The 15,222-nt window shown below is 36.3% G+C and carries 11 protein-coding genes; 8 read left to right on the top strand and 3 right to left on the bottom strand.

Annotated features, from left to right (window positions below):
• Nucleotides 1–75: 75 nt before the first annotated feature.
• The gene (locus tag IR022_RS00930) at nt 76–1,584 is read left to right on the top strand and encodes a glycosyltransferase family 39 protein (RefSeq protein ID WP_194202272.1); all 1,509 of its coding nucleotides are present in this window, start codon (nt 76–78) and stop codon (nt 1,582–1,584) included.
• A 97-nt stretch (nt 1,585–1,681) separates the two neighbouring features.
• On the opposite strand, the gene IR022_RS00925 is transcribed toward IR022_RS00930, so the two are convergent.
• Nucleotides 1,682–2,092 carry a hypothetical protein gene (locus tag IR022_RS00925; RefSeq protein ID WP_194202271.1) on the bottom strand — a complete coding sequence of 137 codons (411 nt, stop codon included), beginning with the start codon at nt 2,090–2,092 and terminating at the stop codon, nt 1,682–1,684.
• Nucleotides 2,093–2,596: 504 nt separating this feature from the next.
• Between IR022_RS00925 and IR022_RS00920 the strand changes: the two genes are divergently transcribed.
• The gene (locus tag IR022_RS00920) at nt 2,597–4,852 is read left to right on the top strand and encodes a cation:proton antiporter (protein WP_050710272.1); all 2,256 of its coding nucleotides are present in this window, start codon (nt 2,597–2,599) and stop codon (nt 4,850–4,852) included.
• A gap of 145 nt (nt 4,853–4,997) precedes the next feature.
• Here IR022_RS00920 and IR022_RS00915 read toward each other — a convergent pair whose 3' ends face one another.
• Nucleotides 4,998–5,684, bottom strand: a complete 687-nt coding sequence (locus tag IR022_RS00915; protein ID WP_050710273.1) for a hypothetical protein — start codon at nt 5,682–5,684, stop codon at nt 4,998–5,000.
• A 272-nt stretch (nt 5,685–5,956) separates the two neighbouring features.
• On the opposite strand from IR022_RS00915, the gene IR022_RS00910 reads away from it, so the two are divergent.
• The 4 genes from IR022_RS00910 (at nt 5,957) to IR022_RS00895 (ending at nt 10,679) form a co-directional block, all read left to right on the top strand.
• Nucleotides 5,957–7,105, top strand: coding sequence for a hypothetical protein (locus IR022_RS00910; RefSeq protein ID WP_242053004.1), 1,149 nt, complete (start codon nt 5,957–5,959; stop codon nt 7,103–7,105).
• 42 nt (nt 7,106–7,147) lie between these two features.
• The gene (locus tag IR022_RS00905) at nt 7,148–7,663 is read left to right on the top strand and encodes a hypothetical protein (protein WP_050710275.1); all 516 of its coding nucleotides are present in this window, start codon (nt 7,148–7,150) and stop codon (nt 7,661–7,663) included.
• A gap of 982 nt (nt 7,664–8,645) precedes the next feature.
• Complete coding sequence (locus IR022_RS00900; protein WP_050710276.1) at nt 8,646–9,878, top strand: MFS transporter; 1,233 nt, start codon at nt 8,646–8,648, stop codon at nt 9,876–9,878.
• Nucleotides 9,879–10,007: 129 nt separating this feature from the next.
• Nucleotides 10,008–10,679, top strand: coding sequence for a hypothetical protein (locus IR022_RS00895; protein ID WP_157258248.1), 672 nt, complete (start codon nt 10,008–10,010; stop codon nt 10,677–10,679).
• Nucleotides 10,680–10,749: 70 nt separating this feature from the next.
• On the opposite strand, the gene IR022_RS00890 is transcribed toward IR022_RS00895, so the two are convergent.
• Complete coding sequence (locus IR022_RS00890; protein WP_194202270.1) at nt 10,750–11,397, bottom strand: alpha/beta hydrolase family protein; 648 nt, start codon at nt 11,395–11,397, stop codon at nt 10,750–10,752.
• 240 nt (nt 11,398–11,637) lie between these two features.
• On the opposite strand from IR022_RS00890, the gene IR022_RS00885 reads away from it, so the two are divergent.
• Both IR022_RS00885 and IR022_RS00880 read left to right on the top strand, forming a co-directional pair.
• Nucleotides 11,638–13,965 carry a family 20 glycosylhydrolase gene (locus IR022_RS00885; protein ID WP_194202269.1) on the top strand — a complete coding sequence of 776 codons (2,328 nt, stop codon included), beginning with the start codon at nt 11,638–11,640 and terminating at the stop codon, nt 13,963–13,965.
• Nucleotides 13,966–14,120: 155 nt separating this feature from the next.
• Nucleotides 14,121–15,194: a hypothetical protein gene (locus IR022_RS00880; RefSeq protein ID WP_194202268.1), complete on the top strand. Its 1,074-nt coding sequence runs from the start codon at nt 14,121–14,123 to the stop codon at nt 15,192–15,194.
• Nucleotides 15,195–15,222: the final 28 nt, after the last annotated feature.

Below are 15,222 nucleotides of genomic sequence, written 5' to 3'. Positions count from 1 at the left end.
AGCGTAAAATTTATAATGACCTTTATATATCTTTACAAAAAAATATAGACAGAACTAATCGATCTATTTCAAACTATGAATACAAAGACCGGTATATTTTGGGCATTTATCATTGCAAAATTTATCATTCAGTATTTCCTCATTAGTCCCGAATACGATTTGCATAGAGACGAGTATCTGCACATCGATCAGGCATACCATCTAGCATGGGGATATGCATCCGTTCCACCACTTACATCGTGGCTTTCTTCTATTATTTTATTATTGGGCAAAAGCGAATTTGTTGTCAAACTTTTCCCTGCTCTCTTTGGAGCTTTAACCATAGCAGTGGTATGGAAAACGATTGAAGAACTCAAAGGCAATTTATTTGCATTGGTATTAGGAGCTACTGCCATTTTATTCTCTTCGCTCCTTCGCATCAATACACTTTATCAGCCTAACTCGCTCGATATATTAATCTGGACTTCTGGCTATTTTGTTATTCTAAAATATATAAATACTAAAGAGAATAAGCATCTCTATTTTCTGGCAATACTGTTTGTTGTTGGTTTTCTGAATAAATACAATATTGTTTTTCTAATATTGGGATTGTTGCCTGCTCTCTTGCTTACCGACTTAAGGAAAGTATATACAAACAAGCATCTTTATTTTTCGGCAATTTTAGCATTGGTATTGATTCTGCCCAATTTAATATGGCAATACCAGAACGATTTTCCTGTTTTCAAGCATTTAGAAGAACTTACAAAAACTCAATTAGAAAACTCCAGCCGATTTACTTTTCTAAGCGAACAAATCATGTTCTTTCTAGGTTCTCTTTTTGTTATTCTAGCTGCTTTTGCTGCATTTTTCATATACGAACCTTTCCGTAAATATCAGGTTTTCTTCTGGTCATTTTTATTTACACTCGTAGTATTCACTTACTTCAAAGCCAAAGGATATTATGCTATTGGCTTATATCCTATTCTTATTGCATTCGGTTCGGTTTATCTGTCGGTGTTGCTCAGCAAGGGATGGAGAAGATATTTACAACCCGTTGCTATTATTATTCCCATACTTTTATTTATTCCTACATTAAGTTTCCTTTATCCCAATGTACCGCCATCGGTACTTGAAGAACGATATAAGGAAATGGGGCAGCCTCGTTGGGAAGATGGAAAAGAACATCCCATACCTCAGGATTTTTCAGATATGCTTGGGTGGAAAGAAATGGCACACAAGGTAGACAGTGCCTTAAATACTATTCAAGACAAAGAGCATACCCTCATCTTATGCAGCAATTACGGAGAAGCGGGAGCTTTTAATTTCTATACAAAGAATAAGACTCATCAAGCAGTTTCTTTTAATGCCGATTATATCAACTGGTTTGATTTGAGTAAAGAAATAAAGAATATAATTATGGTACACGATCTGACGGATAACGATCTGGATAGAGATAAAGAAAGACCATTGTTCGAAACGGTGGAGTATTTTGATGAGATAAAAACTCCCCTTGCTCGAGAGAGAGGAACAAGAATACATATTATGAGAGATGCTAAAACCGATATTAATAAATTGGTCTTACAAGAAATTGAAGAGAGGAGGTAATGGAGGATTAATGCGACTTCTCACACCCAAAACATACAGATACAAAAAGGATTCAACATTGCTGTTGAATCCTTTTTTATTCAGATGAAAATATATCTTAGTTTTTCGTTCCAACAAAAGTTGTCTTAGTACCAGCTATTCTCATTGTTTTTTCGGTCTTAGAATAAAGCAACTGAGTAAGAGACCCTTCAGTAGCAGCTATCATATCCTCGCCGTATGCTTTCAGATTGATTGTAATAGCTTCTCTTGAAACTAATGCAGCAGGACTTGTAAATTCAACTTTTACAGTATTCTCACTTACGCTTGTTACTTTTATTGTAGAAGCACCTTCAAAAAGAAGATCCACATCCACAGATTCGCCACTGTATGTACCTACAAGTTCTTTAGCAAGGTTAGTTGCGACTTCATTATCCTTGTCGTCATCATCTCCACAACTGTTGAACGACAATGAGATAGTTGCTAAAAGAAGCATAGCAAACCACATGTTCAAATTTTTCAATCTTTTCATAATCTATAAATCCAGTTTAAATAAGTATATAATTGAGTGTTAAGGCGGCAAATATATAACAAAGAAGTTAAGTTAAAAGAACTATAATCCAAATGTGTTTTTTAACAAACAAACACAACATGACCTTTAAGTAAAAAGAGACTATAACAAAGAAAAAAGAGAGAAAACAGCCTAAAATAAGACAGAGAAATCAACCTAATTTTTCAACAGAGGGTACATTATCCGAAGAAAGCAAATCGTTACAAACAACCATATTAGTATTTGTATTTGATTGAAAAATACATTTATACTGAAAGAAAAATCTCTTTTATTTTATTCTGAAGAAACAATCAAATAGACGTAAACTATAACATATCTATAATATTTATACTGTATATTTCATCGAAATTCGTGTTTTTATTAACATTATGCCACCGAATCTATGTTTTTTCGCTCCTTTTTCACTATATTTGCTTGAAAGCAGTCTAACTTAAAGACAAACGCCAAAAAAGAAATAAAAACTCTATGTCGCATCTTCCACCATTAGTAAGTGATTTAGCTCTTATTCTGATTACAGCCGGAATAGTAACTATTTTATTTAAACTCTTAAAACAGCCTGTTGTACTAGGCTATATTGTTGCCGGATTTTTGATAAGTCCCCACTTTGTACTTTTCCCATCGGTAGCCGATATAGGGAATATAAGCACTTGGGCAGAAATTGGAGTTATTTTCCTTCTCTTTGCTCTCGGACTCGAATTTAGTTTCAAGAAACTCATCGATGTCGGAGGAACCGCCTCCATTGCCACCCTCATAAATATGGGGTCGATGATAGCCATCGGTTATGTCATTGGGCAATTGATGGGTTGGACTCAAATGGAAAGTGTATTCCTCGGAGGAATGCTCTCCATGTCATCCACCACAATAATAATAAAGGCATTCAACGATATGAAATTGCAAAAGAAAAAGTTTGCAAACATCGTATTCGGGATGCTCATAGTCGAAGATCTCGCTGCCATACTCATGATGGTACTCCTATCAACCGTGGCAGGAAGCAGCGATATTGAAGGTGCAGGCTTGCTCGAAAACGTGCTTAAGCTTGTATTCTTTATGATGATTTGGTTTGTAGTAGGTATTTACCTTATCCCTACTTTCCTTAAGAAATTAAAGAAACATCTGAATGACGAAACTCTGGTTATTGTAGCCGTAGGATTATGTCTCGGTATGGTACTATTTGCCGATACAGTTGGTTTCTCGGCAGCACTAGGAGCCTTTATCATGGGCTCGATACTTGCCGAAACCATAGAATCGAAACACATTGAGCATCTTATAGAACCTATCAAAAACCTATTTGGAGCAGTCTTTTTTGTTTCGGTAGGTATGATGATCGTTCCAAGCATAGTAATAGAATACGCAATACCCATTTTACTCCTCACTGTAGTAGTTCTTGTAGGGCGTGTAATCTTTGCCTCCCTCGGAGTTCTAGCTTCGGGTGAAGGTATGAAAGTATCTATACAAGCAGGTTTCAGTTTGGCTCAGATTGGCGAGTTCTCATTTATCATAGCTACCCTCGGTATGCAACTGGGTGTTATCAGCAACTTTATTTATCCTATAATAGTAGCGGTGTCGGTAGTCACTACATTTACGACTCCCTACTTCATCAAAGTATCAACCCCCGTATATGAGGCTATTGAAAAAAGAATACCTCCGAAATGGGAAAAGTTGATTACGGGTTATGCCTCATCTAATCGCAAAACTGTTAACAGACAAAATGATTGGAATGTTTTACTTAAGAAAGTAATCACCACAGTAGCCATTTATTTTGTATTATCGCTTGCTATATTTTTCACTTGTAGAGAATTATTATACTGGCCTGTAATGAGCTATATTCCCAATCTGGGTGGGCGCATTACTGCTGCAATAATAACACTCCTACTTATGGGGCCGTTTATGCGTGCCATTATGAAGAATAATAGCAAAACAGAAGAGCACGAAAGATTGTGGAAAGACAACCATTTCAACAAAGGGGCACTTATTGCTCTCAATCTTTTGAGAATAGCACTCTGCGTAACTCTTATCCTCATGGTACTTATACCTTTGTTCCCAAGAGCTACGGGGCTTCTGCTAGTTACCTCGGTGGTGATAGCCATAGCTATTACTTTCTTTCAAGGCTTTAAAAAGCAAACCAATAAAATGGAGAAACAGTTTCTTGAAAACCTCAATGACAAAGAATTGGCTGAGGATTTAGAGGGTACCATCAATCAACAAGTAAAAAACGATCTATTGAATAAGAATATCCATCTGGAAGAGATTGAAGTTCCACAAAACTCGCCTCGCATAGGTAAAACTTTGGCAGAACTCAATTTCAGACAAACTACGGGAGTGGATGTTGTTAGTATCATACGAGGTGATCTCAAAATAAACATACCCGATCCTAACGAGTATATTTATCCCTTTGATAAACTTATTGTAGCAGGAACCGACGAAGAGTTGCAAACATTTATGTCTACCCTTGAAGAAAAGAGACTGGAACAACATACCGATACTCAATATCAGATTCGCCTCACACAATTTGAGTTAGAAGAAGGCTGTTCATTAATCGGCAAAAAGATTAAAGATTCTCAGATCAGAGAGAAAACAGACACTATGATTATTGGTATAGATCGGAATGATGAATCGATCACCGATATTTCGGCAGACACCATCTTAGAAGAGGGCGATATACTATGGCTTGCAGGTGAGCAGGATAAGCTAGACCACTTCGATAAAAACATCAATTCATAAGAATTACATAAAATATCAAATAAGAATGGGCTGTCTACTTATAGGCAGCCCTTTTTAGTCAATCGACACAACATTGTAAACCTAAATTGAAGAAATCCTTTTTAGAAAAGTGGTTGTGCAAAAATGATTGATTGTTTATAATAACCTATTTTACATGTTCAATTGTAAAGAATGATTTTGAACCTCCAACCAGAGTTACTGATAATAAAGGAACTTTAGCTCCAAATGTTATAACATCTCCTTTTGCTAGCTTCACTAAACGCTGCACATTACGAGTTGGGGGCGAAACACCAACACCAATACCTAACACATTAATACTAACATTTAGATACGACTCTTGTGCCAACATGGTATAAGTACTCGCTCCGAAAGCTTTCTTGAAGATGGCTACGCCTACTTCTCCCGCCGTTACCACTCCCGTAGTTTCGAGTTGAACGTAGATGTTATATATTCCAGCTTGTGGAGCAGTAAATTCGTAGGTAGTAGTATTGTTATAATCGTTATGCTCATCAAACTCTTCAGTAGAGAAGGGTATCTTATTCCATCCGCTTAATAAAACCAAATCCAATAATGTGATGGCTGTAGCTCCTGTAGCTTCAACAAAAGACTTTGTAGAAAGTCCTAACAAAGCTGTATTTTGATGAACTACATTATTACCATCGAGTACTAATACGCTTGAAGATGTATTATCGACCACAACTGTCCGAACTTTAAGATCGCCATTAACGTCTAAACTTGCTTGAGGATCCTCAGTGTTTATACCAACTTGTGATAAAACAGGGCTAATTGCCAACGCAACGGCAATTAAAAAAAACAATGCTTTTTTTATCATATTTTGTGTATTAAGAATGCAAAGAATGTGTGTTTTATAAACACTAATTAAGCGCAAAAGTTCACTAAATAGACAGAAATTATTTAACTGACAGATCATTAAGTAAGCCAAACATAGATATAGACACAATTACGATAGTTTTAGAATTAATAAAAAAAGTTTGTTTTTATTTAATCATATACATTAATTCACATATCGACGAATATATTTTGACATCATTATTTCTGTTTTTAATTCTTTTATCTATACTAAAAAGCATAAATAATCTTAGCATGAAGAATAAAAAGCAAATGGGATATTCCGTTATAAATCTGTCGGCAAACGTTGCTACTTATCCAACCTTCACTCGTAATACACGAGGGTGGATCAATTATGGACACGATAACAATCTTCCTCAACGCATTATTGATTTGAATAACGAATCGGCTGTTAATAAATCGATTATCGAGAACAAGGTTACCTACATCTGCGGAGCTGGCATAGACGACACTCTATATTGCGGTCAGCCCAACACCAATGAAGACTGGGATACGCTAATCGAAAAAATTGCCAAAGACTACACTACTTTTGGTGGCTTTTGTTTTCAGATTGTACTCAACAAAAACGGGGCGAATGTAAGCTTATTTCATACCGATTTCAGTAAAATACGTGTAGGCGAAACTAACGAATATGGTATTCCTCTCAGCTTTTATATCTCTAATGACTGGCGAAAAACCAGTGGACAATATGCTCCAATCCAGATAAAAGCATACGCTTCGGAAGAGCTTCAACAGGGTGTGCCTTACTTATATTACTACAAGGACTATGAACCAAGTCTCGATTATTACCCTGTACCTCATTACTTTTCGGCACTCAATTATGTAGAAGCTGACGGACTCTTAGGTAGGTTTTACCGTAATTCTATCAATAATGGTTTTGCACCCTCTGTTATTATTACAATTCCGAGTAATCCGAGTGAAGAAGCTAAACAGCAATTCAACAAAGACATGACGGCATCTTTTGCGGGAACTAACGGTGCTAATTCTATTGTTGTATTATATGGCGAGAGTCAGGATATTAAACCCGATGTTACACCTTTCTCAGCAACTGGAAATGCCGATTTGTATAACAATGTAAATGAGGTTATTTTTCAGAAAATCATATCAGCTCACCGACTATCCTCTCCTACTCTAGCCGGTATTTCGGGTTCTGGAAATTTAAGTGGAAATGCAAGTGAAATTATCAACTCTTTTATTCTATACAATTATACGGTTATTCATAAACTGAGACGCAAGATTTTGGATACACTCAATATTTTTGCAATAAACAACGGATACAACAAACTAGCCATAAAGGAATTGGAAGTAATTCCACAAATAAAAGAATACGAGAATAAAGACAGTCAGGCTTCCTCAAACACCGAACCAACTCAAAGTATTTAAGCAGTAAACCGATCTGCAACCTTTAAACAAAATTACAAACCGATGTATACACCGATAACATTAATAAACGAAGAGCTTTTTAAGCTACACTCTCCCATCACGGGGAATACCGATCTCACAGAGTTTGTTCCTTACCTTTCAATTGCTCAAGAACTGTATATCGCACCAATATTGGGCGAATCGCTAATGAGTGAATTGAAAGAGCAGATTGCTCAAAACTCATTAACGGAAATCAATGGGGACTTGATCGTGAAAATAGCTCCTGCCCTATCGTTTTTCTCTATCTATCAGGGATTGCCTTTTCATTGGGCAACCATCGTGAATAAAGGGATAACGATTCGCGAAAGTGAAAACAGCAAAGGCATAGACATTAAGGATGTGGCTCAGCTCCGCCGTTGGATTCGTGATGATGCTGAAATTTTTGTTGGCTTACTTGCTGACTTTTTATGCTCGTGCAAGGATAGTTATCCTCTTTGGAAACCCGATAGAGATTATTGCTCTTCGTGCAATCAGCAATCCACTCATTTCGATAGTGGATTTTATTTCCCAAAGCCTTAAAACAAAACAAGCACAAGTAAACAGTTTACTTGTGCTTGTTTCTTCTGAATTAGAGATTCTACACCTTTAAATTCAGCTCATTCCAATATGGTACGATTAGAAAGCCCAGAACGATTGTATGCTCCGGAATCCCTACAATATTTTAATTCCAATATGGTGCAATTAGAAGTTACTTAATTCGGTCAGAAGCGACAATAATCCGCAATTTTAATTCCATTAGGTACAACTAAGTAGGGAGACAAAGAAGCCAAAGTAATCCAAAATACGGTATTCTAATTCCATACGGTTCAATTAATAGCCGTCTTAAATGGCAAGAAAGATATTTGATTATCAAAGATATACAAATAAAAAAATCAGATATTTTAAAGGCAAAAGTTGTCGATGACTAAAAGGAAGAAAATACCCGAGGATCGACAACACAGATAATATACTCATATTCAACAAATCAAAGACCTCACACCTAAAATTACAAGCCCATTCATCACATTAATTGTGGTAATAGACAACTTCCTAAAACAGAAATAAGGAACATTCAATTATCATTCAAACGATTCGATAATAATATTATTTCTTCTGCTATTTAAAGCTTGTGATTATCTAAACGTAGTATTTTCAAATTTAACCATTTTGATTTAGATTCACCTATTTTTAGAAAACTAAAATTTTTGATCTAAACAAAATCATTATCTTTGCACCGCTCTAATTATAAAGCGTATTAGTTGCAACGTTTTTATAATTATAATGATTTTGGCTTTTAAGAGCATTGGCCAAAACAAAAAAATAGGTCTTAGACCTTAATTTAGAAATAATACAATGTTTATTCTACGTCCTTACACAATGTTGCTTATATAGCTAACAAATTCTATTCCTTTCTCTTCAAAATATCTTTTGGAGAACTTTTTCCCTCTTTTTTAGTTTATAAACTCAGACTTACTCTCTCTTCCAATGAAAGAGTTGTTTGCTATCAATAAAAATATTCCCAATGAATAATAATTGGAAAAAAACATTCGCTATAATATGGAGTGGTCAATTATTCTCGACCCTCACAAGTTCTATCGTAGGTTATGCAGTCGTATTTTGGCTGAGCCTACAAACCGGTTCTGCCGAAGTATTGGCTTATGCAATGATCGCTACCCTTCTGCCACAATTGGTACTGGGACTCTTCACCGGCGTTTTTGTAGATCGCTGGAACAGAAAGCGAACCATGATCTTCGCCGATAGCTTTATAGCTATTTGTACAGCCGTTATGTGTATCATGTTTTACTTCGATACTGTTACCATCTGGCAAATATACATACTGTTGATTCTACGTTCGGCAGGAAGTGCGTTCCATACACCTGCTATGCAGGCTAGTGTGCCATTATTGGCTCCCGAATCGGAGTTGATGCGAGTGGCAGGTGTCAATCAGATCATTTTCTCCATCAGTAATATTGCAGGCCCTGCATTGGCTGCATTACTTATCAACCTGATGGAAATGACATACGTTTTATCTCTCGATATTATTGGTGCAGTTATAGCATGTACCTCTTTGTTATTTGTAACAATACCCAATCCTGAGAAGAAAGACACAGAACGAACTCCCAATATTATTGCCGAAATAAAGGAAGGTCTACACGCCATATTCAGTACACAAGGTCTCAAATGGGTACTTATATGCGATGTAGTTATGCTGTTCTTTATAATACCCATTTCGGCATTATTCCCACTTATCACCTTGAAGCATTTCTTGGGCGACACGTACGACATGAGTATAGTAGAAGCATCGTGGGGTGTAGGTATATTTATCGGAGGAGTACTTATAGGTATGAAGAAAATCAAGATGATGAATAAAATAGTACTTATCGGTATTGCAAGTATTCTCATCGGGTTAACTTCGCTCATATCGGGCTTATTACCTGCAAGTGGGCTTATATGGTTTATTGCCTTAACGGGAATAAGCGGTATTGGTGGTACGATTTGGAATAGTTCGTTTACGGTAATACTTCAAACAAAAATAGATCCCTCAGTATTGGGTAGAGCATTCTCAACATACGATAGTATGATGCTTTTGCCATCTATTCCTGGATTACTTGCAACGGGTTTTGTTGCCGATGCGATTGGTATAACCAACGTCTTTGTAATTGCCGGAATCGCAATAAGTTTAATAGGATGTTTGTTCTTTATCATACCCTCAGTAGTTAGTTTAGGAAAGTCTACTGTGGGCAAATACGAGTAAAACACCCTTAATAAATAAATGAACGGACGTCTCAGCTCTCTGAGGCGTCCGTTTTACTTGTTAAATTATTTTTCCTTACCTTCGCACCCCGCTAATTATAAAAGCGAGTAAACTAACTAACTACAATTTATGAAAAAATTATCTCTACGCGTGTTATTCTCAGCAATGGTATTTGCATTAACACTATCTTTTACTGCCTGCGATTTTCTTACAAGCAGTTACGATTTCACAAGTCAAGAGGCTGTAGACAAGGCTAAAGAAAAGATCTCGAAAGAAATCCCCAATGATGCTTTAATTGCCGGCATTAAATTTATGACACAATCATCTAACGAATTTTCTAAAGAATACGGCATCTTCCAAATTGATTTTTATGAAGCTAATTCAACTGATCTGAAAAGATCTCTTATCTACATTAGCAACAATGAAACAAAGGACAGAACGCACACTTTAATAGATCGTGATACAGAAAACTATAGTTCTGAAAATGCTGTTCCTCTTTCGAGTATCGATTTTTCTAAGATTGCAGAGAATATCAACAAAGCATCTGACCTTGTTATAGCTGAAGGACTTGCATTCTCGGGATTAGGTGATTATGCTATCTCTACGGATAAAAACTCTAAAGATATTGTGCATTTATTCTCTATTCACAGTGAGGCTGATAGCAAGAGCAAACTCAAAGGAGGCAAATTTGTAACCGAAACACAGTACTACTCTATTGACTTTGTTGCTAAAAACGGTGGTGATGTTACTTTAGTAGCAGACGCTGAGGTTGAAAACGAAAATGGAGCTGAAACTGAATAAGGCTTGCAAAAGCATATATAACAAAAAGGCGACTATAAAAAATAGTCGCCTTTTTATTTATGAATCCTTATTATTTATATAAAATCTCTGCAAGAATATTGCTTACCTCCCTACTTCTTTTCAACACCAGTAAATGATCGCCACCATCAACAGCATAAACATCCTTTAGTAATTTAAAAGGAAACATCTGATCTTTCGTGCCATGTATATGATATAAGTTGGGACACGCAAAATTTGAATGCCAATAGAGAATCTGATTTAAACACCATTTGGTATAAACAGGATCGGTGTACGATACATATTTTGCCATATCTGCGGGAGTAGCACGATAAACAAAACGGGCAAAGAAGTCTGAGATCAGATCGTTTGTCTTAAAGAAACGAGACGGTAAATACTCGGAAAATCCAATTTTTCGTCCTAATCTGAACAAAGCTGGAATCTCATCCTCAGCTTTCATCGAAGCTATTATAATAGTCTTTAGAGGATTCAGAAACCGATTCATTTCCTGCACTATAATTCCTCCAAACGAATAGCCAACCAACACATAAGGCTTAGAAGTATCTATATCAAGAGATATTCGATGTGTATATTCGTCTAATGTCTCTTTCTCAAAGGGAATAAGCCACTCGATATACTGCTTATCGAAACCTTCAGGCAATTCAATAGCATCAAACACCTTACAATTTGCCGACATTCCCGATATAAAATAAACATTCATTGTATGCATCTTTTAATTACACATGTATTGATATTATAAATACTCGCCCTACTCTCCTTATATCTAAAACCTTACGAATTTAATTCTAAATTATTAATTATCACAAAAAATTACATTAAATATATTTCTCCCAATTCAGAAGAAATTATATTTAAGTGTTAATTAAGATTTGAAGCTAATATTCGTAACCTATTTTTCATATCTTTAAAAATTGAATCTATTTAATAAAATTTTTTACTAATGAAAACATTGCAGAAAACTATCTTTAGCCTATTAGCGTCATTGCTATTAGTGGGATGTGCAGACAAGCCAAAAATAGAGGCTGACTACACGGTAATCCCTCTTCCTCAGGAAATAACGAAGTCTGACGGAGAATTATTCACCTTAAACAACAGTACTAAAATTGTTTATCCAAACGGAAACGATGTTCAAAAACAAACCGCAGAGTTTCTGTCTGAATACATTAAATTGAGCACAGGTCTTAATTTGAAAGTTACAGATCAAGAATCAACAGACAACGTAATTATCTTAAAAGCTGATTATAAGAGCGAAAAAGCCGAATCGTATAATCTGACTGTAAACGGAAAACAAATAGTAATAAACGGATCGGATGAAGCGGGTACATTCTATGGTATACAAACTCTACGTAAATCGATGCCTGCCGATGCTACACAAAACACAGTAGTATTTCCGGCAGTAGAGATCAAAGATTATCCTCGTTTCCAATATCGTGGACAACATCTTGACGTAAGTCGTCACTTTTTCCCCGCCGAATTTATCAAAAAATACATTGATATCTTAGCATTACATAATATCAACCGTTTTCACTGGCACATTACTGACGATCAGGGTTGGAGAATCGAAATCAAGAAACATCCGGAACTTACAAAAATAGGTTCGCAACGCGAGCAAACCGTAATCGGGCGCAACTCTGGCGAATTCGATGGCAAACCTTATGGTGGTTTCTATACACAAGAAGAAATCAAAGACATAGTAGCTTATGCTCAAAAGAAATTTATTACAATCATACCCGAAGTAGACCTTCCAGGGCATATGTTAGCAGCTTTAGCAACTTATCCAAATCTTGGATGTACCGGTGGCCCATATAAAGTAACCGGCGAATGGGGTGTATTTGACGATGTACTTTGTGCAGGTAACGACAGCATATACACTTTCTTAGAGGATGTGTACACAGAAGTTATCGAACTATTCCCATCAAAATATATCCATATCGGAGGTGACGAATGTCCTAAAACTCGTTGGAAAGCATGTCCTAAATGTCAAGCTAAGATAAAAGCTGAGGGCTTGAAAGCTGATGCACATCACTCTGCAGAGGACAAACTTCAAAGCTACGTAATCTCTCGTATCGAAAAATTCTTAAACGACAAAGGTCGTCAGATTATCGGTTGGGACGAGATTCTTGAAGGTGGTTTAGCACCCAACGCAGCAGTTATGTCGTGGAGGGGAATGGAAGGCGGAATAGAAGCTGCTAAACAAAAGCATGAGGTAATAATGACTCCTAACAGTCATCTGTATTTTGATGCTTATCAAACACGTGATATTCAAGACGAACCTTTGGCAATCGGAGGATATACTCCTATCGAAAAAGTGTATGCTTTTGAACCAGTTCCATCGCAATTGAGTGCAGACGAACAAAAATACATCATCGGTACTCAAGCCAACCTATGGGCTGAATATATTGATAATACTGACCAAGTTGAATATATGGTATTGCCTCGTATGGCTGCTCTTGCAGAAGTACAATGGACTGAACCTGCGAAGAAAGATTTCAATACATTCTTGCCTCGCTTAAACAGAATGTTGAAGTTGTACGATCGTTTAGGATACAATTATGCTAAACACATTTTCAACATATCAAGCAAGATAGAGCCTAGTGCAGACAAAAAAACAATAACAGTAACTCTAGCTACTGCCGATAATGCACACATCTATTATACACTTGATGGCACAGCACCAACGGATAAGAGTACAAAATATACTCAACCCATTGAAATAACGGCAAGTGCTGAGTTAAAAGCCGTAGCAATAAGAGAGGGAAATCCGAGCAAGATATATACTGAAACTTTCAGCTTCAACAAAGCTACTTTGAAAAAAGTAACTCTTGAAAGCCAGTCTCATGACCAATACACATACAACGGTGCTATTACACTTGTTGACGGAAAAAGGGGGAATAACTCATTTGGAAGCGGCGAATGGCTAGGATTCAACAAGAACGGCCTTATCGCAGTTGTTGACCTGGATGAGCCCACCGAAATATCGACAGTTAGTGTAGGTACACTAATCAGTGCAGGTTCTTGGATCTTTAATGCCAGAGAATTTACTGTACTTGTTTCGGACGATAACAAAACCTTCAAACAAGTAGCTAACGAAGCATATCCTGCTCTTACTAAGGACGAAGCTAAACTGCTTGATCTTACATTAACTTTTGCTCCTGTGAAAGCTCGATATGTAAAAGTTATCGTTAAGAACGAGCAATCTATTCCGGCTTGGCACGCAGGTAAAGGAAGTTCTGCTTTTATATTTGTTGATGAGATAATTATTAATTAAGATTACAGACCTTAATGGCTATAATAAACTAAAGTTATTATAGCTAATATTCAATAAACAAATAGCCAATCTAAATAATAAAGGAGCAATATGAATAACATATTGCTCCTTTTATCTTTTCTTTGCAAGAAAATACAATAAAACACAAAAAACAAATGAAAAAAGCATTTTTAAGTATTGCCATCTCTTTAGTTGCAATGAGCAGTTTTGCACAATGGACTACCGATGGCAATAACGTAACTATTGACAAAAACATTGGTATAGGAACAACTACTCCTACGGTAAAATTGGACGTAAATGGAGATGCAAAGGTTAACGTTCTACATTTAAATACACTAAATCCAGGAGAAAACTACCGTGTATCTAAGATTTCTTATCTCGGACATTCGCTCAGAGTGGGTAGTGCAGCCGGAAGTTATGCACACAATTCATTTGACCTTATGGCTGGAGGAGCTGTTCAAGGGACTGTTCATACTGCTATGGGAATGTATATCACCCCTAAAATAGGAGAATACATCAGGAAAGTTCTAATACATTCATCTGGAAACTCCTATTTCAATGGAGGCAATGTAGGCATTGGCACCGACAATCCGACAGTTAAGTTAGATATAAATGGAGATGCAAAGGTTAACGTTCTACATTTAAATACACTAAATCCAGGAGAAAACTACCGTGTATCTAAAATTTCTTATCTCGGGCATTCGCTCAGAGTAGGTAGTGCAGCCGGAAGCTATGCACACAATTCATTTGACCTTATGGCTGAAGGAGCTGTTCAAGGGACTGTTCATACTGCTATGGGAATGTATATCACCCCTAAAATAGGAGAATACATCAGAAAAGTTCTAATACATTCATCTGGGAATTCCTATTTCAATGGCGGCAATGTAGGTATTGGTACTGACAATCCAATACACAAATTGGATGTAAACGGAGTTATTCGTGCAAAAGAAATTAAAGTCGAAGCTGATTGGGCAGATTTTGTTTTTGATAAAGATTATAAGTTACCTAGCCTTCTAGAAGTAGAGGCACATATTAATGAATATAAGCATTTACCGGATATTCCTTCCGAAAAGCAAGTAAAAGAAGAAGGAGTAAATATTGGAGAAATGCAAGCAAAATTGCTTCAAAAAATAGAAGAATTAACTCTATATGTGATTGAACAAGATAAAACTATAAATGAGCAAAATAGGCGTATGAATGAATTAGAGAAGAAAGTAAATAATCAATAAATCACAATGAAGTAATATATCATTTTAA

Source organism: Dysgonomonas sp. GY617 (assembly GCF_015233815.1).
Lineage (GTDB): Bacteria > Bacteroidota > Bacteroidia > Bacteroidales > Dysgonomonadaceae > Dysgonomonas_A.
This window is presented reverse-complemented; position numbering and strand designations above follow the sequence as displayed.

Excerpts from the sequence above, each read along its gene's own strand:
- IR022_RS00905 (WP_050710275.1), top strand. The coding sequence starts at position 7,148 with ATGTATACACCGATAACATTAATAAACGAAGAGCTTTTTAAGCTACAC.
- IR022_RS00910 (WP_242053004.1), top strand. The coding sequence starts at position 5,957 with ATGAAGAATAAAAAGCAAATGGGATATTCCGTTATAAATCTGTCGGCA.
- IR022_RS00890 (WP_194202270.1), bottom strand. The coding sequence starts at position 11,397 with ATGAATGTTTATTTTATATCGGGAATGTCGGCAAATTGTAAGGTGTTT.
- IR022_RS00925 (WP_194202271.1), bottom strand. The coding sequence starts at position 2,092 with ATGAAAAGATTGAAAAATTTGAACATGTGGTTTGCTATGCTTCTTTTA.
- IR022_RS00930 (WP_194202272.1), top strand. The coding sequence starts at position 76 with ATGAATACAAAGACCGGTATATTTTGGGCATTTATCATTGCAAAATTT.
- IR022_RS00895 (WP_157258248.1), top strand. The coding sequence starts at position 10,008 with ATGAAAAAATTATCTCTACGCGTGTTATTCTCAGCAATGGTATTTGCA.
- IR022_RS00885 (WP_194202269.1), top strand. The coding sequence starts at position 11,638 with ATGAAAACATTGCAGAAAACTATCTTTAGCCTATTAGCGTCATTGCTA.
- IR022_RS00880 (WP_194202268.1), top strand. The coding sequence starts at position 14,121 with ATGAAAAAAGCATTTTTAAGTATTGCCATCTCTTTAGTTGCAATGAGC.
- IR022_RS00920 (WP_050710272.1), top strand. The coding sequence starts at position 2,597 with ATGTCGCATCTTCCACCATTAGTAAGTGATTTAGCTCTTATTCTGATT.
- IR022_RS00915 (WP_050710273.1), bottom strand. The coding sequence starts at position 5,684 with ATGATAAAAAAAGCATTGTTTTTTTTAATTGCCGTTGCGTTGGCAATT.
- IR022_RS00900 (WP_050710276.1), top strand. The coding sequence starts at position 8,646 with ATGAATAATAATTGGAAAAAAACATTCGCTATAATATGGAGTGGTCAA.